The sequence below is a fragment of the Massilia niabensis genome, assembly GCF_042655085.1.
GTDB classification, from domain to species: domain Bacteria; phylum Pseudomonadota; class Gammaproteobacteria; order Burkholderiales; family Burkholderiaceae_D; genus Telluria; species Telluria niabensis.
Map to the genome: position 1 here is coordinate 152,818 of NZ_JBHSMU010000019.1, position 25,233 is coordinate 178,050.

23 protein-coding genes are annotated in these 25,233 nt (G+C 64.9%); 11 read left to right on the forward strand and 12 right to left on the reverse strand.

Annotated elements, in window-relative coordinates; genetic code table 11:
- Positions 1-2: 2 nt before the first annotated feature.
- Positions 3-4,043 carry a phosphoribosylformylglycinamidine synthase gene (gene purL / locus ACFPN5_RS23985; protein WP_379786364.1) on the forward strand — a complete coding sequence of 1,347 codons (4,041 nt, stop codon included), beginning with the start codon at positions 3-5 and terminating at the stop codon, positions 4,041-4,043.
- 355 nt (positions 4,044-4,398) lie between these two features.
- Here the strand turns inward: purL and ACFPN5_RS23990 are convergent, their stop codons facing one another.
- From ACFPN5_RS23990 to ACFPN5_RS24015, 6 genes are all read right to left on the reverse strand, one after another.
- Positions 4,399-5,178, reverse strand: a complete 780-nt coding sequence (locus ACFPN5_RS23990) for a peptidylprolyl isomerase (protein ID WP_379786365.1) — start codon at positions 5,176-5,178, stop codon at positions 4,399-4,401.
- An 83-nt stretch (positions 5,179-5,261) separates the two neighbouring features.
- Positions 5,262-6,053, reverse strand: a complete 792-nt coding sequence (locus ACFPN5_RS23995) for a peptidylprolyl isomerase (protein ID WP_379786366.1) — start codon at positions 6,051-6,053, stop codon at positions 5,262-5,264.
- Between the two features lie 128 nt (positions 6,054-6,181).
- The gene (locus ACFPN5_RS24000) at positions 6,182-6,478 is read right to left on the reverse strand and encodes a BolA family protein (RefSeq protein ID WP_379786367.1); all 297 of its coding nucleotides are present in this window, start codon (positions 6,476-6,478) and stop codon (positions 6,182-6,184) included.
- Positions 6,475-7,107 carry a septation protein A gene (locus tag ACFPN5_RS24005; RefSeq protein ID WP_379786368.1) on the reverse strand — a complete coding sequence of 211 codons (633 nt, stop codon included), beginning with the start codon at positions 7,105-7,107 and terminating at the stop codon, positions 6,475-6,477. Before ACFPN5_RS24005 ends, ACFPN5_RS24000 begins: the two co-directional genes overlap by 4 nt.
- 20 nt (positions 7,108-7,127) lie before the next feature.
- The gene (gene msrB / locus ACFPN5_RS24010; protein ID WP_379786369.1) at positions 7,128-7,523 is read right to left on the reverse strand and encodes a peptide-methionine (R)-S-oxide reductase MsrB; all 396 of its coding nucleotides are present in this window, start codon (positions 7,521-7,523) and stop codon (positions 7,128-7,130) included.
- A gap of 34 nt (positions 7,524-7,557) precedes the next feature.
- Positions 7,558-9,063, reverse strand: a complete 1,506-nt coding sequence (locus ACFPN5_RS24015; RefSeq protein WP_379786370.1) for a protein adenylyltransferase SelO — start codon at positions 9,061-9,063, stop codon at positions 7,558-7,560.
- Positions 9,064-9,289: 226 nt separating this feature from the next.
- Between ACFPN5_RS24015 and ACFPN5_RS24020 the strand changes: the two genes are divergently transcribed.
- Positions 9,290-10,942 (forward strand): 3-(methylthio)propionyl-CoA ligase, encoded by a 1,653-nt coding sequence (locus ACFPN5_RS24020; RefSeq protein WP_379786371.1) that lies wholly within the window; start codon positions 9,290-9,292, stop codon positions 10,940-10,942.
- 24 nt (positions 10,943-10,966) lie between these two features.
- Here ACFPN5_RS24020 and ACFPN5_RS24025 read toward each other — a convergent pair whose 3' ends face one another.
- On the reverse strand, positions 10,967-11,704 hold the full coding sequence (locus tag ACFPN5_RS24025) for a hypothetical protein (RefSeq protein ID WP_379786372.1): 738 nt from the start codon (positions 11,702-11,704) through the stop codon (positions 10,967-10,969).
- Positions 11,705-11,850: 146 nt separating this feature from the next.
- On the opposite strand from ACFPN5_RS24025, the gene ACFPN5_RS24030 reads away from it, so the two are divergent.
- The 3 genes from ACFPN5_RS24030 to ACFPN5_RS24040 all read left to right on the forward strand — a co-directional run bounded on the left by ACFPN5_RS24030 (position 11,851) and on the right by ACFPN5_RS24040 (position 15,938).
- Positions 11,851-13,938 carry a 3-hydroxyacyl-CoA dehydrogenase NAD-binding domain-containing protein gene (locus ACFPN5_RS24030; protein ID WP_379786373.1) on the forward strand — a complete coding sequence of 696 codons (2,088 nt, stop codon included), beginning with the start codon at positions 11,851-11,853 and terminating at the stop codon, positions 13,936-13,938.
- Positions 13,939-14,085: 147 nt separating this feature from the next.
- Positions 14,086-15,318 carry an MFS transporter gene (locus tag ACFPN5_RS24035; protein WP_379786374.1) on the forward strand — a complete coding sequence of 411 codons (1,233 nt, stop codon included), beginning with the start codon at positions 14,086-14,088 and terminating at the stop codon, positions 15,316-15,318.
- Positions 15,315-15,938 carry a helix-turn-helix transcriptional regulator gene (locus ACFPN5_RS24040; RefSeq protein WP_379786375.1) on the forward strand — a complete coding sequence of 208 codons (624 nt, stop codon included), beginning with the start codon at positions 15,315-15,317 and terminating at the stop codon, positions 15,936-15,938. Before ACFPN5_RS24035 ends, ACFPN5_RS24040 begins: the two co-directional genes overlap by 4 nt.
- 91 nt (positions 15,939-16,029) lie before the next feature.
- On the opposite strand, the gene ACFPN5_RS24045 is transcribed toward ACFPN5_RS24040, so the two are convergent.
- On the reverse strand, positions 16,030-17,730 hold the full coding sequence (locus ACFPN5_RS24045; protein WP_379786376.1) for an MFS transporter: 1,701 nt from the start codon (positions 17,728-17,730) through the stop codon (positions 16,030-16,032).
- Positions 17,731-18,073: 343 nt separating this feature from the next.
- On the opposite strand from ACFPN5_RS24045, the gene ACFPN5_RS24050 reads away from it, so the two are divergent.
- Genes ACFPN5_RS24050 through ACFPN5_RS24060 form a run of 3 tightly spaced genes read left to right on the forward strand, consistent with a single transcriptional unit; the run spans position 18,074 to position 20,118 of the window.
- Complete coding sequence (locus tag ACFPN5_RS24050) at positions 18,074-18,376, forward strand: Dabb family protein (RefSeq protein ID WP_379786377.1); 303 nt, start codon at positions 18,074-18,076, stop codon at positions 18,374-18,376.
- 39 nt (positions 18,377-18,415) lie between these two features.
- Positions 18,416-19,198: an SDR family oxidoreductase gene (locus ACFPN5_RS24055; RefSeq protein WP_379786378.1), complete on the forward strand. Its 783-nt coding sequence runs from the start codon at positions 18,416-18,418 to the stop codon at positions 19,196-19,198.
- 23 nt (positions 19,199-19,221) lie between these two features.
- The gene (locus tag ACFPN5_RS24060) at positions 19,222-20,118 is read left to right on the forward strand and encodes an SDR family oxidoreductase (protein ID WP_379786379.1); all 897 of its coding nucleotides are present in this window, start codon (positions 19,222-19,224) and stop codon (positions 20,116-20,118) included.
- A gap of 15 nt (positions 20,119-20,133) precedes the next feature.
- Here ACFPN5_RS24060 and ACFPN5_RS24065 read toward each other — a convergent pair whose 3' ends face one another.
- The 4 genes from ACFPN5_RS24065 to ygfZ all read right to left on the reverse strand — a co-directional run bounded on the left by ACFPN5_RS24065 (position 20,134) and on the right by ygfZ (position 22,431).
- Positions 20,134-20,277, reverse strand: coding sequence for a hypothetical protein (locus ACFPN5_RS24065; protein WP_379786380.1), 144 nt, complete (start codon positions 20,275-20,277; stop codon positions 20,134-20,136).
- A gap of 75 nt (positions 20,278-20,352) precedes the next feature.
- Positions 20,353-21,096 (reverse strand): NRDE family protein, encoded by a 744-nt coding sequence (locus tag ACFPN5_RS24070; protein WP_379786381.1) that lies wholly within the window; start codon positions 21,094-21,096, stop codon positions 20,353-20,355.
- A complete protein-coding gene (locus ACFPN5_RS24075; RefSeq protein WP_379786382.1) occupies positions 21,087-21,368 on the reverse strand; it encodes a DUF4936 family protein in 282 nt (93 codons plus the stop codon). The genes ACFPN5_RS24070 and ACFPN5_RS24075 overlap by 10 nt, the downstream gene beginning before the upstream one ends.
- 1 nt (position 21,369) lies before the next feature.
- The gene (gene ygfZ / locus ACFPN5_RS24080; RefSeq protein ID WP_379786383.1) at positions 21,370-22,431 is read right to left on the reverse strand and encodes a CAF17-like 4Fe-4S cluster assembly/insertion protein YgfZ; all 1,062 of its coding nucleotides are present in this window, start codon (positions 22,429-22,431) and stop codon (positions 21,370-21,372) included.
- A gap of 120 nt (positions 22,432-22,551) precedes the next feature.
- On the opposite strand from ygfZ, the gene mltG reads away from it, so the two are divergent.
- Genes mltG through ACFPN5_RS24095 form a run of 3 tightly spaced genes read left to right on the forward strand, consistent with a single transcriptional unit; the run spans position 22,552 to position 25,222 of the window.
- Positions 22,552-23,565 (forward strand): endolytic transglycosylase MltG, encoded by a 1,014-nt coding sequence (mltG, locus tag ACFPN5_RS24085; RefSeq protein ID WP_379786384.1) that lies wholly within the window; start codon positions 22,552-22,554, stop codon positions 23,563-23,565.
- Positions 23,562-24,176, forward strand: a complete 615-nt coding sequence (gene tmk, locus ACFPN5_RS24090; protein WP_379786385.1) for a dTMP kinase — start codon at positions 23,562-23,564, stop codon at positions 24,174-24,176. The genes mltG and tmk overlap by 4 nt, the downstream gene beginning before the upstream one ends.
- Positions 24,177-24,184: 8 nt before the next feature.
- Positions 24,185-25,222, forward strand: coding sequence for a DNA polymerase III subunit delta' (locus tag ACFPN5_RS24095; protein ID WP_379786386.1), 1,038 nt, complete (start codon positions 24,185-24,187; stop codon positions 25,220-25,222).
- The last annotated feature ends 11 nt before the right edge of the window (positions 25,223-25,233 follow it).

Sequence of the window (25,233 nt, forward strand, 5' to 3'; positions counted from 1 at the left end):
CCATGTTGATTCTGCCGGGTTCCAATGCCCTGTCCGTCTTTCGTAGCCAACGCCTCCTGAGCCAACTGCAAGCCGCCGCACCCGCGATCGCCCAGGTCCAGGCACGTTTCTATCATTTCATCGACACGGGCGCGCCCCTGTCCACGGGCGACACCGAGCGCCTCTCCGCCATGCTGACCTATGGCGAGCCGGTTCCCGAGGTGCTGTACGAGGGCGTGACCGAAGAGTTCTTCGTGATCCCGCGCCTGGGCACGATTTCTCCCTGGGCCTCGAAAGCGACCGACATCGCCCACAACTGCGGCATGACGCACGTGCACCGCATCGAGCGCGGCGTCGCCTACACGGTGGTCCTGAAGAGCGGCATCCTCGGCAGCAGCTTCGGCGCGCCGAAGAAGCTGTCGCCAGATGAGAGCGCGGCGGTCTCGAACCTGCTGCACGACCGCATGACGGAAACCGTATTGCGCAGTGCAAGCGACGCTTCGCAACTGTTCCGCGAACTCGAAGGCAAGGCGCTGGAATCGATCGATGTGCTTGGCGTCGGACGCGACGCATTGGTACGGGCGAATACCGAACTCGGCCTGGCCATGTCGATTGATGAGATCGACTACCTGTACGAAGCCTTCACCAAGGCGAAGCGCAACCCGACCGACGTCGAACTGATGATGTTCGCCCAGGCCAACAGCGAGCACTGCCGCCACAAGATCTTCAATGCCGACTGGATCATCGACGGCGTCAAGCAGGACAAGTCGCTGTTCCAGATGATCAAGAACACGCACCAGTTGCAGCCGAAGGGCACGATCGTGGCCTACAGCGACAACTCGTCGATCATGGAAGGCACGGTCGTCACGCGCTTCTTCCCGCGCGGCGACAGCCAGGAATACGCCCCTGCCCAGGACCTGACCCACACCCTGATGAAGGTGGAAACCCATAACCACCCGACCGCGATCTCGCCGTTCCCGGGCGCCTCGACCGGCGCCGGCGGCGAAATCCGCGACGAAGGCGCGACCGGCCGCGGCGCCAAGCCTAAGGCGGGCCTGACCGGCTTCACGGTCTCGAACCTGCTGCTGCCGGATGCGCAGCGCCCGTGGGAGAACGCGGCGGACGTGACCGGCGCCGGAGAGAAGGGCGATGCCCCCGTCTACGGCAAGCCGGAACGCATTGCTTCGCCCCTGCAGATCATGATCGACGGCCCGCTCGGCGGCGCCGCGTTCAGCAACGAATTCGGCCGCCCTGTGCTGGGCGGCTATTTCCGCACCTACGAGCAGAACGCGCAGGCGGCCGGCGGCGTCTACGGCTACCACAAGCCGATCATGATCGCGGGCGGCATCGGCAACATCGCCGACCAGCACACCCACAAGAACGACATCCCGGTCGGCAGCCTCCTGATCCAGCTCGGCGGTCCGGGCATGCGCATCGGCATGGGCGGCTCGGCTGCCTCGTCGATGGCGACCGGCACGAATACGGCCGACCTCGACTTCGACTCGGTCCAGCGCGGCAACCCGGAAATGGAACGCCGCGCCCAGGAAGTCATCAATGGCTGCTGGCAGATGGGTGCGGACAATCCCATCATCTCGATCCACGACGTCGGCGCCGGCGGCCTGTCGAACGCCTTCCCGGAAATCGTGAACGACGCCAAGCGCGGCGCCATCTTTGACCTGCGCAAGATCCAGCTCGAAGAGAGCGGCATGGCGCCGAAGGAAATCTGGTCGAACGAATCGCAGGAGCGCTACGTGCTGGCGATCGCGCCGGAAAGCCTGCCCCTGTTCGCATCGCTGTGCGAGCGCGAACGCAGCCCGTTCGCCGTCATCGGCGTTGCTACCGAAGAGCGCCAGCTGAAGCTGGTCGACGAGCAAGCGGGCAGTTCAGGGAACAATGCGCCGGTCGACATGCCGATGGACGTCCTGCTCGGCAAGCCGCCGAAGATGACGCGCGACGTCGAGCACGTCCAGCGCAGCTTGCCGGCCGTCGTCCTGACCGGCATCGAGTTGGAAGAAGCCGCGCGCCGCGTGCTGCTGCTGCCGACCGTTGCCGACAAATCCTTCCTGATCACGATCGGCGACCGCAGCGTCGGCGCCATGACCGTGCGCGACCAGATGGTCGGTCCGTGGCAGGTGCCGGTCGCCGACTGCGCCGTCACCGCCATGAGCCACGAAGGCTACGCCGGCGAAGCGATGGCGATGGGCGAGCGTACCCCGCTGGCCGTGATCGACGCCGCCGCTTCCGGCCGCATGGCCGTGGGCGAAGCCATTACCAACATCGCCGCGGCGCCAATCAGCAGTATCGAGGACATCAAGCTGTCGGCCAACTGGATGGCGGCCTGCGGCCAGCCGGGCCAGGACGCGGCGTTGTTCGACACCGTCAAAGCCGTTGGCATGGAACTGTGCCCGGCGCTCGGCATCAGCATCCCGGTGGGCAAGGATTCGCTGTCGATGCGCACCACCTGGAACGACGAGGGCCAGGACAAGTCGGTGATTTCGCCGGTGTCGCTGATCGTGTCGAGCTTCGCGCCGGTGCCGGACGTGCGCCGCGTGCTCACGCCCCAGTTGCGTCTCGACGCCGGCGAGACGCAACTGATTCTTATTGACCTCGGCCGCGGCAAGAACCGCCTCGGCGCCTCGGCACTGGCCCAGGTCACGCAGCAGCTGGGCGACTCCGCGCCGGACGTCGATTCGCCGGAAGACCTGAAAGCCTTCTTCGCCGCCATCCAGCGCCTGAACAATGAAGGCAAGCTGCTGGCCTACCACGACCGTTCCGACGGCGGCCTGTTCGCCACCCTGTGCGAGATGGCCTTTGCCGGCCGCGCCGGCGTGTCGGTCAACCTTGACATCCTGGCGATGGAAGGCGAGCATGCCGCCGACTGGGGCGACGCCAAGAACTGGGCCAGCCAGGTCGGCGAGCGCCGCAACGAACTGACGCTGCGCGCCCTGTTCTCGGAAGAGCTCGGCGCCGTGGTCCAGGTGCGCCATGAGGACCGCACGCTGGTGATGAACGTGCTGCGCGAACTGGGCCTGGGCGCCTGCAGCCACATCATCGGCAAGGTCAACGCTAGAGGCGTGATCGAATTCACGCGCGACGCTAAAGTGGTCTACAACCAGCCGCGGCGCGAGCTGCACCGCCTGTGGTCCGATACCAGCTGGCGCATCGCCCGCCTGCGCGACAATCCGGATTGCGCCGACCAGGAATACGAGCGCTTGCTTGATGAAACCGATCCCGGCATGAGCCCGAAGCTCACCTTTGATCCGAGCCTGGACGTCGCCGCGCCGTTCATCGCGACGGGCGTGCGCCCGCGCGTGGCGATCCTGCGCGAGCAGGGCGTCAACTCGCACATCGAAACCGCTTGGGCGATGCACCAGGCCGGTTTCGCGGCGATCGACGTGCACATGAGCGACCTGATCGCAGGCCGCGCGAAATTGGCTGACTTCCATGGCGTGATCGCGGTGGGCGGCTTCTCCTACGGCGATGTGCTCGGCGCCGGCGAGGGCTGGGCCAAGACCATCCTGTTCAACAATGCGCTGGCAGACCAGTTCGCCGCCTTCTTCGCGCGCCAGGATACCTTTGGCCTGGGCGTGTGCAACGGCTGCCAGATGCTGTCGAACCTGAAGTCGATCATCCCGGGCGCGCACGCCTGGCCGAAGTTCACCCGCAACAAGTCGGAGCAGTTCGAAGCGCGCTTCGGCATGGTCGAAGTACTCGATTCGCCGTCGATCTTCTTTGAGGGCATGGCCGGCACCCACGCGCCGATCGCGATCGCGCACGGCGAAGGTTTTGCCGACTTCTCGCTGACCGGCGACCTGAACGAGGTCGTGCAGTCGCTGCGCTATGTCGACAACCGCGGGCAGGCCACCGAGCAGTACCCGTTCAACCCGAACGGCTCGCCAGGCGGCCTGACCGCCGTCACGACCGCGGACGGCCGCTTCACGGCCATGATGCCACACGCCGAGCGCGTGTTCCGCACCGTGGTCCATTCCTGGGCGCCGGAGTCGTGGGGCGAGGACGCGCCGTGGATGCGCATGTTCCGCAACGCGCGCAAGTGGGTGGGTTGACCGCTTAGCCGGCGAGCAAAGAGCGCCTCCTTCGGGAGGCGCTTTTCATTTGGTGGATCAGGGAAGACGCCAGGCGCAGGGAGGTAGGGTGTGCGGCTCCACCGGATCACCTGCATGGTCGCGACGTGTGCGCCGCCCACGCGTTCAAGCGGCCCATGAAACCTCGCGGCGGTGCACGCTGGGGGTGAACGCGTGGGCGGCGCCAGGGTCGCCGGACTGCACGCACCCGGGTGGAGCCGCACACCCTACGTCCCTCCAGCGAGGCCGCGGAGTCTCGACCCGGCGCGAAGCAGCGTTAGCAATAAAAAAAGGCGCTTCCTTGGAAGCGCCTTTCTCTTTACCAATCCATCCAGGATTACTGGACCTTGGCCTTCTTCATCAGCGAATCGCGGTATTCCGCCAGCTTGCGCTGCTGGATCTGTTCCGAGACCTGCTGCTTGACCTGATCGAGCGGCGGGATCTGCACTGGACGGGTTTCTTCCAGCCTGATCACGTGGAAGCCGTACTGGGTCTTTACCGGGGTCTCGGTGATGCCGCCTTTTTGCAGCGCCACCATGGCCTTCGAGAACTCAGGCACGAAACGGGTCGGGTCGGTCCAGCCCAGGTCGCCGCCATTGGCAGCCGAACCCGGGTCCTTGCTCTGCTTGGCCAGTTCCTCGAACTTGGCGCCGCCCTTGAGCTTGGCGATGATTGCCTTGGCGTCTTCCTCTTTCTCGACGAGGATGTGGCGTGCGCGGTATTCCTTGTCCGGTGCGCCGGCTTTCGCCTTGTCGTACTCGGCCTTGACCTCGGCATCCTTCACCGGGTTCTTCTTGACGTAGTCGGCCAGCATCGCGTTGATGATGATGCTCTGGCGGGCGTTGTCGATTTGCGCCTTGACGTCGGCGCGGTTGCCCACGCCTTGCTTGTCGGCTTCCTGGATCAGGACTTCACGGCCGACCAGTTCCTTCTTGATCATTTCACGCAGTTGCGGCGAGTCGGTCGCACGGCCCTGGGCCACGACTTGCTTGACCATCTGGTCGACACGCGAGGCCGGGATTGCCTTGCCGTTCACGGTCGCGACATTCTGGGCGAGAGCAGGCAGTGCCACCATCGCGGCCATGGCGATCAACAGGCGGGTTGGCTTCAAAATCATTGTTCAGATCCTATAAAAACGCGAAATATCGCCCGCTGGCGACGAAACCCGGCGTCGCATGGCGACACCGGTAGCACAACATCTTACTGCACCTTTGCCTTTTTGACCATTTCTTGCTGGTAAGCAGCAAGCTTGGCCTGGGTCAGGCTCTCGGTGATCTGCGGCTTGATCTCGGCCATGGCTGGAACCTTGACGGCGCGCACGTCGTCAACCTTGATGACGTGGAAGCCGGCCTGGGTCTTGACCGGGGTATCGGTTACGCCGCCTTTTTGCAGCTTGGTGAAACCGGCAGCGAATTCAGGAGGGAAGGCCGACGGGCTGGCCCAGTCGAGATCGCCGCCAGTGGCAGCGGTGCCGGTGTCCTTGCTCTGCTTGGCCAGTTCTTCGAACTTGGCGCCGCCCTTGAGCTTGGCGATGACGGCTTTCGCGTCCGCTTCGTTTTCCAGCAGGATGTGGCGCAGGTGGTATTCCTTTTCGCCGGCCTGGAGCTTGGCGAAGCGGTCGTACTCGGCCTTGATCTCGGCTTCGGTCACCGGGTTCTTGGCAATGTAGTCGCGTGCCAGCTGGTTCACGACGATCGCCTGGCGGGCGCTGTCGAGTGCCTGGCGCACTTCCGGCTTCTTGTCGTAGCCCTGACGGATCGCTTCCTGCATCAGCACTTCGCGCTCGATCAGGCTTTGCTTGATCTGCTGGCGCAGTTCAGGGGAGTCCTTGCCCTGGCCCGCAGCCTCGACCTGCTTCACGACCGCGTCGACGCGCGACGTCGGGATTGCCTTGCCGTTGACGACGGCGAGGTTCTGGGCGAATGCGGGTGCGGCGAGGGCTGCAAATGCGGCGATCAGGGCTAACAGCAGCCGTGCTGGCTTAAAAGTCATTATTGAATTCCTGTGGAGGGAGTTGCTTGGACGAGATTAGATTAGTTCTTTTGCGGAGCAGTTCAACACTTTTGCGGAGCAGTTCAACAAATTGTGCGATAGATTTCTTAAGCCATCCTGAACAGGCCTCAGTCCCGCTCGGATGGCGCCAGGGCCGTGATCGCAAGGGCATGGATTTCGGCCCGCATCATATCGTGCACGGCATCATACACCAGTCGATGACGCATGACGAGTCTTAGTCCCTCGAAGCGGCTGGAGACAATTTTCACGCTGTAATGCCCGCCGCCGGAGGCTGCGCCGGCATGTCCGGCGTGCAGCGCGGAGTCGTCGCCGACCTCGAGCTGGAGCGGGTCCAGCGCCGCCTGCAGCGCCGTGCGAATGCGCTCGACGCGCGTGTCGCTGCCTGTATTCGCAACGGTGTTCATGCTTCCTCCTGCGGGACGTGTTTCATCAGCATCATCGCCTGTCCCATGCTGAAGACGAAGAAGATGGCGGTCATGCCGAAGACCTTGAAGTTGACCCAGGCCGGGGTGTTATCGCGGAAGACGACGAAGGCCATGAACAGGTTCAGCGCACCGATCAGGAACATGAAGATCATCCAGGTGTAGCCGACGCGCGGCCAGATGGCCTCGGGCAGGGGCAGTGCTTCCTGCATCACCGAGCGCATCATGTTCTTGCCGAAGAAGACCTGGCTGACGAACAGCGCCGCGGCAAACAGCCAGTACAGCATGGTCGGCTTCCACTTGATGAAGGTCTCGTCGTGGAAATAGATGGTCGCGCCGCCGAACACGACGATGACGACGAAGGAGACCCAGAGCATCGTGTCGACCTTGCGCCTCCGCATCATCAGGTAGCCGACCTGCAGGAAGGTCGCGAGGATGGCCACCACGGTGGCGAGCATGATCGGTGCCTGGTCCGCGATAATCTTGCCGCCCGAGACCATGCCGCCGAGGTACTGGTCGGCGAGGGCGCTTGCCGCCGCCGGGTTGCTGCCCCCCAGCTTATAGACCAGAAAGAACAGGATCAGCGGAAAGAAGTCGAACAGGAATTTCATGGTGCTCCAAAAAATGGTTCTTAAATGTCCTCGAACCGCAGGGCGGCCGAGTTAATGCAATAGCGCAGCCCGGTTGGTGGCGGGCCGTCCGGAAACACATGGCCGAGGTGGGCGTCGCACACGGCGCAAATGATTTCGGTACGCACCATACCATGGGTGCGGTCGACCTTTTCGATGACGTTCTCCGGATCGAGCGCCTTGAAGTAGCTGGGCCAGCCGCAGCCGCTTTCGAATTTCGCGTCGGATTCGAACAGGGGCGTGTTACAGCAAACGCAATGATAGATGCCGTGCTCGTGGTGGTCCCAGTACTTGCCGGTAAAGGCACGTTCGGTGGCGGCATGGCGCGTGACCTGGTACTCCATCGGGTCGAGCTGGGCACGCCACTCGGCGTCGGTCTTGTTTACTTTGTCGGTCATGGTGGTCTTTCGTTTTAAACTTGTGAGGAACAGCTTACGAGGAGCAGCTCACCTCGAGATGGGCTGCCCAGTCCGGCGGCAACGCGGCCCAGGCTTCATGGGCCGGATGCTCGTCGAAAGGCTGTTCGAGCACGGCCAGCAGCTCGCGCACGCCGGAATAGTCACCATTGTGTGCCTGTTCGATCACCTGCTGGGCCAGATAGTTTCGCAGGACGTACTTGGGATTGACGCCGTTCATGGCGGTGCGGCGCGCCTCGTCGCTTGCGGCTTCGCGGACCAGGCGCGCGCGGTAGCGCACGGCCCACTCGTCGAAGGCGGCGCGGTCGATGAACAGGTCGCGCAGCGGCGCGTCGATCGTGGCCGTGTCGGCGCCGGGCACCTCGCGCTGCAGGTCGCCCAGGCGCCGGAACAGCAGCGTGAAGTCGACGTGGCTCGCCTGCATGATCGTGAACAGTCCGTCGATCAGCGCGCGGTCACCTTCCTCGACCGTCGCCAGCCCCAGCTTCGCGTGCAGCAACTCGTCGAGCTTGCGCTCGAATTCGGGCATGTAGACGTCGAGCGCCTCCTGGGCGGCGTCGACCGAGTCGATCAGCGGCAGCAGGGCATTGCCCAGCGCATAGCAGTTCCAGTGGCCGACGGCGACCTGGTTGGCATACGAATAGCGTCCGCCCTGGTCGGTGTGGTTGCAGATGTGGTTGACGTCGAAGGCTTCCATGAAGCCGAAGGGGCCATAGTCGAGTGTCAGACCGAGGATCGACATGTTGTCGGTGTTCATGACGCCATGCATGAAGCCGACCGATTGCCAACCGGCGATCATGCGCGCGGTGCGACGCGTGACTTCGGCCAGCAATTCCTTGTAGGGGTTGGCAGCACTTCGCAGGTCGGGATAGAAGGTGTCGATCACATAGTCGGCCAGGACCCGCAGTTCCTCCTCGCGGTCGCGGGAATGCCAGTGCTCGAACGAGCCGAAGCGCACGAAGCTGGGCGCCATGCGCGTGACGACCGATGCCGTCTCGATGGTCTCGCGCATCACGCGCTGGTTCGAGCCCGTGATGACAAGGGCGCGCGTGGTTGGAATGCCGAGCGCGGCCATCGCTTCTGAGCAGAGGAATTCGCGGATCGAGGAGCGCAGCACGGCGCGTCCATCGCCCATGCGCGAATACGGGGTCTTGCCGGCGCCCTTCAGTTGCAGCTCCATGCGGCCTGCAGGTCCATCGAGGTCGCCCAGCAGGATGGCGCGGCCGTCGCCAAGCTGGCCGGCCCAGACCCCGAACTGGTGTCCGGAATAAACAGCTGCGAGCGGCTGCGCGCCGTCGGGCACGCGGTTGCCGGTGAAGACGGCTACGAAATCTTCCTGCTCCAGGGCCTGAGGGTCGATGCCGACCAGGGCCGCCGCGCGGCTGCTGCTCGCCACGAAATAGGGTGCGGGCAGGGGCGTGGGCATCAGCCGCGTGTAGAACGCGGGTGGCAATGCGGCAAAGCCGCTGCCGAAAGTGAGTTCGTCGGGTGTAATGGCAGCTCCAGGTGGTGAAACGGGCAAGGTGGACGAAGGACTGCAAGATTCTACCGTACAGGGCCGATTCTATTGGCGCACGACTCGTTGGCAAGGTCCGTTACAAGCGGTAACCAGCCTGCATGACGGCGAAGGCTGGGCTGCTGCGGCGCAACATCGAAACCTGTTGACGCGCTCGGGCAGGCCGAATCACACTCGACCGGAGTTGCCTTAGTTGCCACTCAGTTACCATTCGCCGCCACAGGAGACCCCGATGACGCCGTACCCGAAGAGCCCGGTCATGGGCCAGATGATGGACCAGCCCCTGCTGATCTCGAGCATTATCGAATTCGCCGCGCGCCATTACAGCAGCAACGAGATTGTATCGCGCCGCGTTGAAGGCGACCTGCACCGCTACACCTACCGGGAATGCGAGGCGAGAGCGCGCCGGATGGCGCATGCGCTGCAGGGTCTCGGCGTGCAGATGGGCGAGCGCGTCGCCACGCTGGCCTGGAACGGTTACCGCCACATGGAGCTGTACTACGCGGTGTCCGGTTCGGGCGCGGTGCTGCACACGATCAATCCGCGCCTGCATCCGGAGCAGATCGCCTATATCGTCAACCACGCCGAAGACCAGTACCTGTTCTTCGACCTGACTTTCCTGCCGCTGATCGAGGCCGTGGCCGCGCACTGCAAGACGGTCAAGAGTTTCGTGCTGATGAGCGACCGCGCCCACATGCCGACGGAAACGAAGATCGCCAGCCTGCTGTGCTACGAAGACCTGATCGCAGCCACGGGCGACGACTACGCCTGGCCGCAGTTCGACGAAAACTCCGCCGCTTCCCTGTGCTACACCTCGGGCACGACCGGCAACCCCAAGGGCGCGCTGTACTCGCACCGCTCGACCTTGCTGCACGCCTACGCCTCCGCCATGCCGGGCGCGCTCAACGTATCCTCAAAAGATTCGGTGGTGCCGGTGGTGCCCATGTTCCACGTGAACGCCTGGGGCCTGCCGTATTCGGTGCCGCTGTCGGGCGCGAAGATGGTGTTTCCCGGCGCCGCGCTGGACGGCAAGTCGCTCTACGAGCTGTTCGAATCCGAAGGCGTGACCTTTTCGGCGGGCGTGCCGACCGTCTGGCTGGGCCTGATCAACCATGCGCTGCAGAACAACCTGAAGTTTTCCACGTTCCGGCGCACCGTGATCGGCGGCTCGGCCTGCCCGCCGGCGATGATGGACACGCTGATCGACAAGCTGGACGTGCACGTCATCCACGGCTGGGGCATGACCGAAATGTCGCCGCTCGGCACCACCGGCGGGCTGCAATCGAAGCACCTGGCGCTGCCGAAAGAAGAGCAGCGCAAGATCCTGCAAAAGCAGGGCCATGCCATCTTCGGCGTCGACATGAAGATCGTGAACGACGATGGCGAGGAGCTGCCCTGGGATGGCGAGACTTACGGCCACCTGTACGTGAAGGGACCGTGGATCGTGTCCGGCTACTTCCGCGACGAGGGCGGCGACGTGCTGAAGGATGGCTGGTTCCCGACCGGGGACGTGGCCACGATCGACCCCGATGGTTACATGCAGATCACCGACCGCAGCAAGGACGTGATCAAGTCTGGCGGCGAGTGGATCGGCAGCATCGACATCGAGAACATTGCCATGGCGCACCCGGCGGTGCTGCAGGCGGCCTGCATCGGCGTGGCCCATCCGAAGTGGGACGAGCGGCCGATGCTGGTGGTGGTCAAGCGCCCGGGCCAGGAAGTGAGCGGCGAGGAGCTGCGCGGCTTCTGCGAAGGCAAGATCGCGAAGTGGTGGCTGCCGGACGACGTGGTGTTTGTCGAGGCCTTGCCGATGGGGGCGACCGGCAAGATCCAGAAGAACAAGTTGCGCGAGCAGTACCGCGAGCACAAGCTGCCGACGGCGTGAATAGCCGCCGCCGCAAGCAGTGCCCTATGCGGTGCGCGGAATCAGGTGGCGAAAGGTCGGCTCGATGTTCTTCGCGTGCAGGTGGGCGATGATGTCTTCGAGCGTGGCGTCGCGCAGCAGTAAGCCCTCCGCAGGCGCAGAGGCGGCGGGGCGAGCTTCAGGCGCGATCGATTCGGAAACCGGCTCGAGCGCATGCAGGGCTTGCCCGAATTGCGCAAGGCTGATGCTCTCCAGTCCGTCCAGGAAAGCAGCTTGCGCGGCGAGGGGCGGCGCGACTTCCAGGCCGGGTTCATCGGCGAAGGAGGCGCCCATGCCCGGATTGATGAAGGCGGCCCACTTGCCGCTGGCGGCGTTCAAACATGGGGGCATGGCATGGGGGCTGGCGGCAGCCCCGGGGCCAGGTTTGAGTCCGAAGCCATGCGCACCATGCAGGCGCTCAAGGAATTGCTGCACATCGGCAACCGGTACCGGCGCCGCCAGCGATAGCCAGAGGCGGTAGCCGACCGCGCCGGAAACGCTCACGGCAGGGGCTGGAAAACCGAATTGCACCTGCAAGGTACTGGCCAGCTCGCATAAAGCGGCCCAGTGCGCATCGGTGCCGTCGTTCTGCATGTCAAACGGAATGACCAGTACGCGCGTCATGCCGTTCGCGGCCTGAACGGCGACCGCATCCTGGCCGAGCAAATGCGCGGCCAGACGCTCGCGCAGCCCATCCTGCGGCGTCAGGTACAGGCGCAGCAATTCCGAAATCAGTTTTTCCATGCTCAGCTCGACATCCAGTTCATCCAGTTCCAAATACCTATGGGCGTGGATTGTGACATACCCGGCATGCCGGTCGATGGAATAAGACGACCGTACTTTTTTCGGTTATAGTAAAAAGATTGGCCCAACAACTATAAGGAAGAGACATGAGTGCAGACTACGTCGTGCATGGCAGCGTTGCCGTCATCACCCTGAACAATCCACCCGTCAACGGGCTGGGGCTGGCCACGCGCACGGCTGCGGTCGAGGCGCTGCAGCGCGCCGAAGCGGACGAGGCGGTCAAGGCGGTCGTCATTACCGGCGGCGGCAAGGTGTTCTCGGGCGGGGCGGACATCCGCGAATTCAATTCGCCGAAAGCGCTGACCGAGCCGACCCTGCATACCCTGATCGCCACCGCCGAGAACCTGGGCAAACCCGTGGTCGCCGCGATCCACGGTGTCTGCATGGGCGGCGGCCTCGAGCTCTCGCTCGGCTGTCATTACCGTGTCGCGCTGCCCGGCGCACAGATCGGCCTGCCGGAAGTCAAAATTGGCCTGGTGCCCGGCGCCGGCGGCACCCAGCGCCTGCCGCGCGTGGTCGGGCTGGAGCAGGGCATGAACATGATCGTCACCGGCACCCCGGTGCTGTCCGAGAAGCTGGCGGCCACCAAACTGTTCGACCGCGTGTTCGATGCGGGCGCCGACCTGGTGGCCTCGAGCGTGGAATTTGCTGCCGGCATCGCGGACCTGCGCCCGCTCCCCAAGGTGCGTGAACTGAAGGTCGAGCACCCGAATGCCGAAGCCTTCCTGGCGACGGCCCGCGAGACGGTCAAGGCCAGCGCCGGCGCCTTCCCGGCGCCGCTCGCCTGTGTCGAGTGCGTCGGCGCCACGGTCGGCATGCCGATCGCGGAAGGCCTGAAGTTCGAACGCGACCGCTTCCTGGCACTGGCGCAGACGACCGAATCGAAAGCCCTGCGCCACGCCTTCTTTGCCGAGCGCGCCGCCAGCAAGGTGCCCGATGTGCCGGCCGACACGCCGACCCGCACTATCCAGGCGGCCGCTGTCGTCGGCGCCGGCACCATGGGCGGCGGCATCGCCATGAACTTCGCCAACGCCGGCATCCCGGTCACCATCCTGGAGACGAAACAGGAAGCGCTCGACAAGGGCCTGGCAACCATCCGCAAGAATTACGAAAACACGGTCAAGAAGGGCAAGCTGACCCAGGACAAGGCCGAGGAGCGCCTTGCCCTGATTCGCGGCACCCTCTCGTACGGGGACATCGCCCAGGCCGACATCGTGATCGAAGCGGTGTTCGAAGACATGGGGGTCAAGGAAACCGTGTTCCGCCAGCTCGATGCGACTATGAAGCCCGGTGCAATCCTGGCCTCGAATACCTCCACGCTCGACCTCGACCGCATCGCAGGCTTCACGAGCCGCCCGCAGGACGTGATCGGCCTGCATTTCTTCAGCCCGGCCAATGTGATGAAGCTGCTGGAAATCGTGCGCGGCGCGCAGACCGGCAAGGACGTGCTGGCGACCGCGCTGGCGCTGTCGAAAAAGATCAGGAAGACCGGCGTGGTGTCGGGCGTGTGCGACGGCTTCATTGGCAACCGCATGCTGGAGCAATACCTGCGCCAGGCTTTCTTCCTGCTGGAAGAAGGCGCGCTGCCGCAGCAGGTGGACAAGGCGATCGAGCAGTTCGGCTTTTCGATGGGGCCGTTCCGCATGAGCGACCTGGCCGGGAACGACGTCGGCTGGTATGTGCGCAAGCGCCGCGCTGTCGAGTCCCCGGGCCTGGTGTACTCGAAGGTGCCCGACCTGTTGTGCGAACAGGGGCGCTTCGGCCAGAAGACCGGCGCCGGCTGGTATGACTACAAGGCGGGCGACCGCACCGCCTATCCGTCGCAGGCGGTGAACGACATGATCGTCGCGCAATCGGCTGCCGAAGGGATCGGGCGCCGCGCGATTCCGGATGACGAGATCGTGCAGCGCCTGGTGTATGCACTTGTTAACGAGGGCGCGCGCATCCTGGAAGAGGGTATCGCCTTGCGGGCCTCGGATATCGACATGGTCTACCTGAGCGGCTACGGCTTCCCGCTGCATCGCGGTGGTCCGATGCTGTACGCGGACACGGTGGGCCTGGCGAAGGTGCTGGACGCGATCCGCGGATTTGCGCAGGGGCGCCACGGGGAGGCTTGGGCGCCGGCGCCGCTGCTCGCGCGCCTTGCCGGCGAGGGCAAGGGTTTTAACGGCTGAGCCCGCCACGATTGACGCCAAGCGGCAGACGGGTGTCTGCCGCTTTTTTTTGCGCGTCTGGACCGGTTCGGCAATAAATAAACAAATTCGTTTACTTATCCTTAGCTCAAGCATACGATGCTTCTATTGCAACCGAATGGACATCCCGTGAAGACCGCGCTCCTGATCGCCAGTGCCTGCCTGCTGGGTCTGCTGTCCACGACCGGGGCCTCGCTGCCGTATCCGATCCTGCCGCCGCTGTTTGCCGGCGGTTCCGGTAACCCCGCGAATGACCTGACGGGCTTCCTCGGCCTGCCGCCCAAGCTGCTGTTCGGGATTGCGCTCATGGTCAACCCGCTGGGCCTGCTGATCGGCAGTGCGATGCTCGGGCCGATCTCGGACCGCCTGGGGCGGCGCCGTGTGCTGCTGGCGACGAGTATCGGCGCGGCCGCCGGCCACGCGTTAACCGCCGCCGCACTGGTGGCCGGGTCATATCCCCTGTTCCTGCTGGCGCGATTCGCGACCGGGCTATTGGAAGGCAATGGCTCGATCATGCGTGCCATGCTGGCCGAACGATTGAGCGGGCCGCTACGCAACCATGCGCTGTCGTGGCTGAACGGCGCCTTCCACCTGGGCTGGCTGGTCGGTCCGCTGCTGGCCGGTTTTACCGTCGGCGCGGGGATCAGCGTCCCGTTCTACATCGCCGCCGGCGCGCTGCTGCTTGGCGCCGGCATGGCCGCCGTCGCGCTCGAGCGCGAATATGTGACACCCCGGGCCGGCAGCTGGTGGACGGTGGCGCGCCAGGGCCATTCGCTCACGCTCCTGCGCCACGCGCCGCTGCGTACGCTGTTTGTCGTCCACTTCGCGTATGCCTGCGGCGTGGCCTCGTTCTACGAATTCTTTCCCTTGTGGCTGGTGGACATCGGCAGCTACGACACGCGCCAGATCGCGTTCGTGAACATGGGCATGTGCGCCCTGATGACCTTCGCGGCGCTGTTCGCGGGCCGCGCCAGCCCGGTCGAGCCGCGGCGGCGGGCCAGCGGCCATGCGGCCATCGCCGCGATCGCCATCCTGGCGGTGGGCCTGGGCAACCTGTGGGTCGGACTGGCCGCCATCGTCCTGTTCGGCCTGCCGCACGCCTACTACAACGCGACCTTGCAGGGCTGGTCGGCCGACCAGTTCGCCATGCATGGGCAGGGCGCGGTGATGGGCCTGCTGTCCACCACATTCTGCCTGGCGAACATCGTGATGGCGCTGGCGGGCGGCATCCTCACCCTGGTGGACACGCGCCTGGTGCTGATCGTCGGCGGCCTGCTTGCGGCCTGGGCGGCCTTCGCGATGCGCCGCTGGAGCGCGCGCGCAGTAACAGCGACCGTGGCAGTCACCATGGAGGCGAAATGAATACCGGCGACCAGCTCCTGATGCTGCTCAAGACGCGCGGCGCGCAGACGGCGCAGGCCCTGGCTGGCCTGGTCGGCCTGACCCCGATGGGGGTGCGGCGCCAGCTCGAGGCAGCCGAAGACGAGGGGCTCGTCACCCATACCGACACCTCCGGCAAGGTCGGACGCCCGGTGCGCCGCTGGCTGCTGACCGACCTGGGCCAGGAGCGTTTCCCGGACCGCCATGCGGAGTTGACGCTCGACCTGATCCAGGGCGTGCGCACCCTGTTCGGGGAAACGGGCTTGGAGCGCCTGATTGCCGCCCGCGAGGAAACGGCCGAGCGCGCCTACCGCGAGCGGGTAGCAGGCTGCGCCACGCTCGAGGACCGGGTGGCGGCGCTGGCCGACGCACGCTCGCTCGACGGCTACATGGCCGAAGTCCAGCCCCGCGTCGATGGCAGCCTGCTCCTGATCGAGAACCATTGCCCGATCTGCTCGGCGGCCCGGGCCTGCCAGCAGTTCTGCCGCTCGGAGCTGGAGGTATTCCGGCGCGTGCTCGGGCCTGGCGTGGCCGTGGTGCGCATCGAGCACCAGCTCGAGGGGGCGCGGCGCTGTGCCTACCTGGTCAGCCACGCGGATTGAGCCCGGCCGGCGCGTGCTGCCGGTGCCTCCACCCATAAAAAAATGCCGCTGTCTCCAGCGGCATTTTCGTTATCAAACCTCCAGCCTTACATCAGTCGTTGGCGTAGATGTTGTTGTTCTTCGTTTCCCGGACGAAGAGGGCGCCGATGGCGAACGATATCAGGGCGATGATGATCGGATACCACAGGCCGTAGTAGATGTTGCCGTTGGCCGCCACCAGGGCGAACGAGATGGTTGGCAGCAGGCCGCCGAACCAGCCGTTACCGATGTGATACGGCAGCGACATCGAGGTGTAGCGGATCCGCGTCGGGAACATCTCGACCAGCATTGCCGCGATCGGGCCATACACCATGGTTACGTAGATCATCAGGATGAACAGGAGCAGCACCAGCATCGGCTTGTTGATCGTGTTCGGGTCGGCCTTCTCCGGATAGCCGGCCGCTTTCAGGCTGGCGGTAACCTCCTTGGTCAGCGCGGTGTTGCGCGCCTTGCTGTCGGCGTCGAAGTCGATGCCGTCGGCCGTCATGTTCGCATTGAACGACTGGATGACCTTGTCGCCGACCTTGATCTGCGCCACCGAGCCGGCCGGCGCGTCGACCGTGGTGTAGTTCACGGAAGCGTTGGTCAGCATGCGCGTGGCGATGTCGCAGGACGCCGGGAATTTGCGCGTGCCGCTCGGGTCGACCTGGAAGTTGCACGACGCCGGGTCGGCAACGACGACGACCGGCGAGGTTTCAATCGCCTGTGCCAGCGCCGGGTTGCCGTAGTGGGTGATGGCCTTGAAGATCGGGAAGTAGGTCGCCGCGGCGATGACCATGCCGCCGAGGATGATCCACTTGCGGCCGATCTTGTCCGACAGGATGCCGAACACGAGGAAGAACGGCGTTCCCAGCACGAGCGCGATGGCGATCAGGATGTTGGCGGTCGGGCCGTCGATCTTCAGCGTCTGGGTCAGGAAGAACAGGGCGTAGAACTGGCCGGTGTACCAGACCACGGCCTGGCCCATCGTCAGGCCGAACAGGGCGAGCAGCGCGATCTTGGCGTTGTTCCAGTTCAGGAAGGCTTCCGATAGTGGGGCTTTCGAGGTCTTGCCTTCGGATTTCATCTTGACAAAGGCCGGCGATTCGGCCATGGCCAGGCGAATCCAGACCGACACGCCCAGCAGGATCACCGACACCAGGAACGGGACGCGCCAGCCCCAGGCGACGAACTCCGCTTCGCCGATGGCAGTCCGGGTGCCGAGGATGACCAGCAGCGACAGGAACAGGCCGAGCGTGGCGGTGCATTGGATCCAGGCAGTGAAGAAGCCGCGCTTGCCTTCCGGCGCGTGCTCGGCCACATAGGTCGCCGCGCCGCCGTATTCACCGCCGAGGGCCAGGCCCTGGAGGACGCGCAAGGTGACGAGCAGGATTGGCGCCGCGATGCCGATCGTGGCATAGCCCGGCAACAGGCCGACCAGAAAGGTCGAGGCGCCCATGATCAGGATGGTGACCAGGAAGGTGTACTTGCGGCCGATCATGTCGCCCAAGCGGCCGAACACGAGCGCACCGAACGGGCGCACGATGAAGCCGGCCGCGAAGGTGAGCAGGGCGAAGATGAAGGAGGTGGTGGGATCACCGAGGAAGAACTGCTTGCCGATAATGGCGGCAAGCGCACCGTAGAGGTAGAAGTCGTACCATTCAAAAACCGTCCCAAGCGAGGAAGCAAAAATCACTTTGCGCTCTTCCTTGGTCATCGCTTGGGAGGAAGGTGCTGCCTTCCCGCCCGCGGCCATGCCGGGTGTGATTGCCATGTTATATGTCTCCGTCTAGTAATATAAGTTATCGGATAGCCGATACTCGGTCAGCTGTGACGCAGTGTGGACCGTTAAACTTACGTCATGCTTGCTCCAAACTTACTCCAAACTTACGCTTGAATTGATGTGGCCGCTTGTGGCTCGGGCCATGGTGGCTCGCCTGCGCTGTTCGACAGCGTCCCCGGCTGGAAGATCCCGAACAGGCCCTTTTTGCACCCGGATTTTGCGAGGGAGCGGACTGAAGTGCTATGCTCGTTTGACATGATCAACAGGCCGCAGGCAAGATCGCGCCCTGACAGGCACAACCCTTTCGTACCAACTTGAAAGATTCGAAAAAGATATGATCAAACACATCGTCATGTGGAAGTTGAAGGAAGAGGCCGAAGGCGCGGACCGCCTCGCGAATGCGCGCGAAATGAAGCGCCGCCTCGAGGAATGCGCGCAGATCGTGCCCGGCATCCTCTCCTTCGAGGTGGCCCTCGCCCAGCCGGGCCTGGAAGCGACCTACGACGTCGTGCTGTACTCGGCATTCGAGGACAAGGCGGCGCTCGAGGCCTACGCGGCCCACCCGACGCACCAGGCCCTGATGCCCTTCTTCAAGGCGGTGCGCGAGGGACGCCAGTGCATGGATTACGAAGTCTGACCATCGACGAACGCATCGACTAACGAGAAGGAAGAGCGCATGCGCACCACCCAGGAACTCTTTTCATTGCAGGGCAGGACGGCGCTGGTGACCGGCGGCTCGCGCGGCCTCGGGCTGCAGATGGCTGAAGCGCTTGGCGAGCAGGGCGCCAGGATCGTCATTTCCTCGCGCCGGCAGGAAGAACTCGATGCGGCCGTCGGCCACCTGGCAGCGCGCGGCATCGATGCGTCGAGCATCGCCGTCGACCTCGCCGCGGAGGAGAACGTGCTGCCGTTTGTCGAGGAAGCGCTGCGCCGCCTGGGCCACATCGACATCCTGGTCAACAATGCCGGCGCCAGCTGGGGCGCGCCGGCCGAGGAGCACCCGCTGGAGGCATGGGACAAGGTCATGGACCTGAACGTGCGCAGCATTTTCCTGGTGTCGCAGGCAGTGGGAAAACTGTCGATGATCCCACGCCGCTACGGGCGCATCGTCAACATTTCCTCGATCGCCGGGCTGGCCGGCAATCCGCCCGGCACGATGAGCACGATCGCCTACAACACCTCGAAAGGCGCGCTCGTCAATTTCACGCGCGCCCTGGCCGGCGAGTGGGGCCGCCATGGCATTACCGTCAATTCAATCGCGCCGGGCTTCTTCCCGTCTAAAATGACGAAGGGCGTATTGGCCACCTTTGGGGCCGACGCGCTGGCGAAAGACGCGCCGCTCGGGCGCCTCGGCGACGACGAAGACCTGAAGGGCGCCGTGGTGCTGTTCGCATCAAGCGCCGGCAAGCACATTACCGGCCAGATCCTGGCCGTCGACGGCGGCGTCTCCGCCGTCTGAAGGGGAGCGAAGGAGGAAAACGCATGAAGGATTTCAATGGCAAGGTGGTCGTCATCACCGGCGCCGGAAGCGGCCTGGGCCGTGAATTCGCCGGCGTCGCTGCCGGGCTCGGCATGAAACTGGTGATCGCCGACGTGCAGGCCGATGCGCTCGAGCGTACCACCGACGAGTTGCTGGCGCAGGGCGCCGAAGTGCTGGCCATGGTCTGCGACGTCGCCAAGGGCGCCCATGTGCAGGAGCTGGCGGACGCGGCCATCGCGCGCTTCCACGGGATCCACCTGGTGTTCAATAACGCCGGCGTGGGATCGGGGGGGCTGGTCTGGGAAAGCACCGAGGCCGACTGGGAGTGGGTGCTGGGCGTGAACCTGTGGGGCGTGATCCACGGCGTGCGCGTGTTTACCCGCGCCATGCTCGAATGCGCGAAACGCCATCCGGGCTACGAGGGGCATATCGTCAACACGGCGTCGATGGCGGGCCTGCTCAATGCCCCGGCGATGGGGGTCTACAACGTCTCCAAGCATGCCGTGGTGTCGCTGTCGGAAACGCTCTACCACGACCTGCAGCTGGTGAAGGCGCCGATCGGCACCTCGGTGCTGTGCCCCTACTTCGTGCCGACCGGAATCTGCCATTCGCACCGCAACCGGCCGGAAGAACTCAAGGCGGACACGGCGCCGACCGCCAGCCAGATGGCGGCGCAGGCGCTGACCGTCAAGGCGGTCGAGTCGGGCAAGGTGTCGGCGAGCGACGTTGCGCGCATGACTTTCGAGGCGATCCGCGAGGGGCAGTTCTACATCTTCTCGCACCCGCAGGCGCTCGGCGGCGTGGCCGAACGCCTCGATGCGATCGTGCAGGGCAGAAATCCGCCGGATCCGTACGCGGCCACGCCCCAGGTACGCGAGATGCTCAGCTCGCGCCTGTAGCCTGCAAGGAGCGGCTCAGGAGCGGTCGACCAGGTCGGTGCTGGTGGCAGTCGGGTTGCTTTGCGGGAGCTCGTTAATCGAGCCCGTCGAGGCGGGGGTCTGGCAACCAACCAGCAGGGCGGCGACGCCAAGCGAGATCAGGAAAGAAGGTGTGCGCATGGCATCCTCCGTTGGGTGAAGTTGTTCACGCTAACGCGCTGGATGCCGCGATGTTTGATCTGGATCAAACCCGTTCTACGGCCTCAATATGTGCTCGTGCAACTCCGCCGGCGCATTCTCGTACAGCTTCACCACCGTTGAGGTCCGGGTCCCATATCCCGGCGTCTCGATGCACACCGCCGACAGCACGCGCTCGAGGTCGAGCGGCACGCCGGTTTCCGGCAGGCGCATATCGGGCGCGCGGGTGGTGTCGGCCAGCATTTCGAAATAGGCGTCTTCCGGTGCCCCCTGGCACAGCAGGCTGGCGAACTGGGCCTTGGTGCGGGTCACTTTCGGCCAGGCGTCGTCGAGCAGGCCGTTCGAGATGCCGTAGATGCGGCCTGGCTCGAGGGGCTTGCCGTTGCGCGCGTCGTCGTAGGCGCGGTTCGAATACCAGTACAGGTCGCTGGCATCGCCCAGCACCAGGTTGTAGCCGTTGTACACGTCGCCACGCGCGGCGACCACGTCCAGGTACGCGGCGGCCGACAGCGAACCCTTCAGGAAGTCGGCGACCAGTTCCCCGCGCGACGGGGCGTTCAGCCGCGCCGTGCCGGGGGCCCGGATATTGGTCAGCGCCGCGAATTTCGGTCCGTTCGGGCCTTCGCGGGTAATGCCCATCCAGCTGCCGCCGTGCTCGAGGTCGCGGCCGGCGATCACGTTCGGGTTCTCCGGCCACGGCGCGGCGGGCGCGGCCGGACGGTCGTAGAATTCGTCGCGGTTGGCGGCGGCGATCACCGGCACGCCCGGGAAGACGCGCCACGCAAAGACGATCAGGCACATGGTGTCAGCTCCACAAATACTTCGGCGCGGCGCGGGCCGGCGACCAACGTGTCGACACCGGCGTCCAGCGCGGCCGCTTCCAGCGCGGGGGCGAACGCCTCGTTCACATCGGGATAGACTTCCATCCAGGTCTGGAGGCCGTCGCGGCTGCCCGGGCGGCGTTTCAGCTGGGCGGCGCCATCTGCAAGCCCGGCCTGAAGACGTCGCACGAGCGGCTCGAGGCGCGCGGCATCCTCGTCACGCACCTTGTAGTACACGTATAGGTCGATCATGCTACAGGTCGAGCGCGTCCAGCGCGTAGGGCATCGGCAGGAAGCGCAGCTGGGCGCCTGCGCTTGACCCGAGGCGCACGTCTTCATTCAAGGCGCCGAGCTTGGTTTCGACCAGCACGTCGGCGCCACCCAGGCCGTTCGGCGCGGCGTTCACCACCATGCCGCAGGGCTGATCCGGGTCCGCGGTCGTAAACACCTCGTCGCCGGCGCGGGTGGCCGCGTTCTCGACCGATGCCAGACTCGTGCGACGCTTGAGCTTGCCGAGGTACTGGCTGCGGGCGACGATTTCCTGGCCCGGGTAGCAGCCCTTCTTGAAATTCACGCCGCCCAGCAGTTCGAGGTTGATCATCTGCGGCACGAACTGCTCCTGCGTGGCAGGCGTCACCTGCGGCACGCCGGCATGGATCGAGGACAGGCGCCAGGCCGCGTTGCCGCCGACTGCCAGTTGCTGACTCAGTAAGGCAAAGGCGGCCTGCGCCGTATCGGCCGAGGTCAGCCACAGGTAGCGCGGGGCGCCGAACGCGTCCTGCACGCGGATCACGGTGCCAAAAGCACCCTCGACCTTGCCGTAGGTAGCGTTTGGCAATTCGGCGACGAAGGCGCGCAGGGCGGCTTCGCCCGCGGCGCCGCCGATGCCGAGCACGGCAGCCACGTTGTCCTCGTTGGTCGCGTCGCGCAGCTTGGCCTTGGCGCGCAGCACGAACATCGTCAGGCGCTTTTGCAGCGGCGCCTGGATCGAACGCGGCAATTGCAGCCAGATGGTGCCGGAAGCATCGCGCCACATCAGGAAGGTCGCCTGCAGGCGGCCCTTCGGCGTGCAATACCCGGCCAGCCGCGCTTCGCCCATGCCGAGGTGCTCGACGTCGTTGGTCAGCTGGTTGTGCAGGAAGGCGGCGGCATCCTCGCCGGCGACGGCGATCAGGCCGAGGTCGGTAACGGGCGCCACGAAACCGGCAGCGAGATCGGCGGCGGTAAGGGTGCGGCCGAAGTCTTCGATTGCCGTGGCTTCATCCATATGGAAACGGGCGCCATGCGATGTGAGATGTTCTGTCCAGTTGCTCATAAATCCAGAAATGTTTTCCGATTAGGCTATCATTACGGCCTCATTATAGAGTTGTCGAGCATTTCGCGCCGAAGGCTGAATAAACCCGGCGCAATCGCGGAAAAACACCAGAAAAAAAGAATGGCACTAATAAAAAAACTTATCGTCACCGGCGTGATCGTGTCGGTCGCTGCCGTGGGTGGCTTCTCGTGGTGGGCCAAGCAGCCCTTGACCACCGCCGAGCCGCCGATTGAATTCACCATTGCGCCCGGCAGCAGCGTCGGTGCCGCCGCCCAGCAAATGGCCAAGGCCGGCGTGCCGCTCAACCCGACGCTGTTCCAGGTCCTGGCGCGCGTCACGGGCCAGAGCGCGCGCATCAAGGCCGGCAGCTACGAGCTCAAGCCAAACACCTCGCCGCGCGGCCTGCTGACCCAGTTGGTGCGTGGCGAGTTCGCCCAGGAAGCGGTCACCATCATCGAAGGCTGGACCTTCCGCCAGATGCGCGAAGCGATCCGCACGACCAAGACCCTGCGCCAGGAAACGGCCAAGCTGACCGACGCCGAACTGATGTCCAAGGTGACGCTGGAATACAAGGAGCCGGAAGGCATGTTCTTTCCGGACACCTATCTATTCGCCAAGGGTGCGAGCGACCTGCAGATCTACAAGCAGGCGCACCAGATGATGCTCGACCGCCTGAAGGCCGCCTGGGAAAAGCGCGACCCGAACCTGCCGTACAAGACACCCTACGAGGCGCTGATCATGGCCTCGATCGTCGAAAAGGAAACCGGCCAGAAGAGCGAGCGGGCGATGATCGCCGGCGTGTTCGTGAACCGCCTGCGGGTCGGCATGATGCTGCAGACCGACCCGAGCGTCATCTACGGCATGGGCGAGCGCTACGAGGGCAAGATCGCCAAGAAGGACTTGCAGACCGATACGCCGTACAACACCTATACCCGCTACGGCCTGCCGCCGACGCCGATCGCGCTGCCCGGCGTGCAGTCGCTGGCCGCCGCACTGGCGCCGGCGAAGACCGATGCGCTGTATTTTGTGTCGCGTAACGACGGCACCAGCCAGTTCTCGGAAAACCTGAACGACCACAACCGTGCGGTGAACCAGTACCAGCGCGGCGCGACGAGCACCACGAGCAAGCCATGAGCGAGCAGGGCAAGTTCATCACTTTCGAGGGGATCGACGGGGCCGGCAAATCGACCCACATCAGCTTCGTGGCCGATTTCCTCGCCGCGCGCGGCAAGGAAATCGTGTCGTCGCGCGAACCGGGCGGCACGCCGCTCGGCGAAAAGCTGCGCGATCTGCTCTTGCACGAAAAGATGCACCTGGAAACCGAAGCGCTGCTGATGTTCGCCAGCCGCCGCGAGCACATGGCCCAGGTTATCGAACCCAACCTCGCGGCCGGGAAGTGGGTGCTGTCGGACCGGTTCAGCGACGCCAGCTTCGCCTACCAGAGCGGCGGGCGCGGCATGGATCGGGCAAAAATGGAAGCGCTGGAAGGGTGGGTGCACCCGCAGCTGCAGCCGGACCTGACCCTGCTGTTCGACGTGCCGCTCGAGGTGGCGCGCGAGCGCCTCGACGCCACGCGCGCGCTCGACAAGTTCGAGCGTGAACAGGAAGAATTTTTCGCCCGCTGCCGCGCCGAATACCTGCGCCGCGCGGCGCAGTTTCCGCAGCGTTTCGCCGTCATCGACTCCACCCGGAGCATCGCGGTGACGCAGCAAGCCATCAGTGAGGCGCTGGAGAAGTTGCTTTGACGCGTGCTGTGACAATTTACCCCTGGCAGCAGGCGTCCTGGGACGCGCTGCAAACGATGCGCGAGCGCTTGCCGCACGCGATCCTGTTCCACGGCCCGGCCGGTATCGGCAAGGCCGACTTCATCGCTTCCTTTGCCCAGGCGCTGCTGTGCGAAAACGTGCGGGCCGACGGCCGCGCCTGCGAAACCTGCGCATCCTGCGGCTGGTTCGTCCAGCACAACCACCCCGATTACCGCCGCGTGCGGCCGGAAGCGCTGGAAGACGAGCCGGGCGCCGATGGCGAGGCCGCCGAGGCAGGGGAGGGCGACAAGAAATCGAAGTCGACCAAGGCGCCCTCGAAAGAAATCAAGATCGAGCAGATCCGGGCGCTGGCCGACTTCATGAACATCTCGACCCACCGGCAGGGCTTGCGTGTGGTGGTGCTGTACCCGGCCGAGGCGCTGAACATGCCGGCCTCGAACGCGCTGCTGAAAACGCTGGAAGAACCGCCGCCGGGCACCGTGTTCCTGCTCGCCTCGAACGGGATCGACCGCCTGCTGCCGACGATCCTGTCGCGCTGCCGCAAGTTCGCGCTGCCCACGCCCGACCATGCCGCGGCGCTCGCCTGGCTGCAAACCCAGGGCGTGCAGGACGCCGACAGCTGGCTGCGCGAGGAGGGCGGCGCGCCGCTCGCTGCCCTGGCGCAATCGCAGGGGGGCTCGCGGGAAGAACTCGACACCCTGCTGGGCTTCCTCGCGCGTCCGAACGTGGAGGGCGCGCTGCGCCAGGCCGACAAGCTGAGCAAGACCCCGCTCGCTGCGCTCGTGTCATGGCAGCAGCGCTGGCTGTACGACCTGCTGGCCTGCAAGCTGGCCGGCACGGTGCGCTACTATCCGCGCTACCAGAAGGAACTTGCAGCCTTGGCCGGCAACGTGCACACTGCGAATCTGTTACGTGCAATCAAGTCCGCGAACGAACGCCGCGCGACCGCCGACCATCCCTTGTCGGCCAAGCTGTTCGTCGAGGACATGTTGCTGGACTATACAGCTTGCTGCCGCCCCGCCTGAGCGTGCCGCAT

What these genes read in the sequence shown, in the direction of transcription:
- purL (WP_379786364.1), top strand. Translation starts at nt 3, where the DNA reads ATGTTGATTCTGCCGGGTTCCAATGCCCTGTCCGTCTTTCGTAGCCAA.
- ACFPN5_RS23990 (WP_379786365.1), bottom strand. Translation starts at nt 5,178, where the DNA reads ATGATTTTGAAGCCAACCCGCCTGTTGATCGCCATGGCCGCGATGGTG.
- ACFPN5_RS23995 (WP_379786366.1), bottom strand. Translation starts at nt 6,053, where the DNA reads ATGACTTTTAAGCCAGCACGGCTGCTGTTAGCCCTGATCGCCGCATTT.
- ACFPN5_RS24000 (WP_379786367.1), bottom strand. Translation starts at nt 6,478, where the DNA reads ATGAACACCGTTGCGAATACAGGCAGCGACACGCGCGTCGAGCGCATT.
- ACFPN5_RS24005 (WP_379786368.1), bottom strand. Translation starts at nt 7,107, where the DNA reads ATGAAATTCCTGTTCGACTTCTTTCCGCTGATCCTGTTCTTTCTGGTC.
- msrB (WP_379786369.1), bottom strand. Translation starts at nt 7,523, where the DNA reads ATGACCGACAAAGTAAACAAGACCGACGCCGAGTGGCGTGCCCAGCTC.
- ACFPN5_RS24020 (WP_379786371.1), top strand. Translation starts at nt 9,290, where the DNA reads ATGACGCCGTACCCGAAGAGCCCGGTCATGGGCCAGATGATGGACCAG.
- ACFPN5_RS24025 (WP_379786372.1), bottom strand. Translation starts at nt 11,704, where the DNA reads ATGGAAAAACTGATTTCGGAATTGCTGCGCCTGTACCTGACGCCGCAG.
- ACFPN5_RS24030 (WP_379786373.1), top strand. Translation starts at nt 11,851, where the DNA reads ATGAGTGCAGACTACGTCGTGCATGGCAGCGTTGCCGTCATCACCCTG.
- ACFPN5_RS24040 (WP_379786375.1), top strand. Translation starts at nt 15,315, where the DNA reads ATGAATACCGGCGACCAGCTCCTGATGCTGCTCAAGACGCGCGGCGCG.
- ACFPN5_RS24045 (WP_379786376.1), bottom strand. Translation starts at nt 17,730, where the DNA reads ATGGCAATCACACCCGGCATGGCCGCGGGCGGGAAGGCAGCACCTTCC.
- ACFPN5_RS24050 (WP_379786377.1), top strand. Translation starts at nt 18,074, where the DNA reads ATGATCAAACACATCGTCATGTGGAAGTTGAAGGAAGAGGCCGAAGGC.
- ACFPN5_RS24055 (WP_379786378.1), top strand. Translation starts at nt 18,416, where the DNA reads ATGCGCACCACCCAGGAACTCTTTTCATTGCAGGGCAGGACGGCGCTG.
- ACFPN5_RS24060 (WP_379786379.1), top strand. Translation starts at nt 19,222, where the DNA reads ATGAAGGATTTCAATGGCAAGGTGGTCGTCATCACCGGCGCCGGAAGC.
- ACFPN5_RS24065 (WP_379786380.1), bottom strand. Translation starts at nt 20,277, where the DNA reads ATGCGCACACCTTCTTTCCTGATCTCGCTTGGCGTCGCCGCCCTGCTG.
- ACFPN5_RS24070 (WP_379786381.1), bottom strand. Translation starts at nt 21,096, where the DNA reads ATGTGCCTGATCGTCTTTGCGTGGCGCGTCTTCCCGGGCGTGCCGGTG.
- ACFPN5_RS24075 (WP_379786382.1), bottom strand. Translation starts at nt 21,368, where the DNA reads ATGATCGACCTATACGTGTACTACAAGGTGCGTGACGAGGATGCCGCG.
- ygfZ (WP_379786383.1), bottom strand. Translation starts at nt 22,431, where the DNA reads ATGAGCAACTGGACAGAACATCTCACATCGCATGGCGCCCGTTTCCAT.
- mltG (WP_379786384.1), top strand. Translation starts at nt 22,552, where the DNA reads ATGGCACTAATAAAAAAACTTATCGTCACCGGCGTGATCGTGTCGGTC.
- tmk (WP_379786385.1), top strand. Translation starts at nt 23,562, where the DNA reads ATGAGCGAGCAGGGCAAGTTCATCACTTTCGAGGGGATCGACGGGGCC.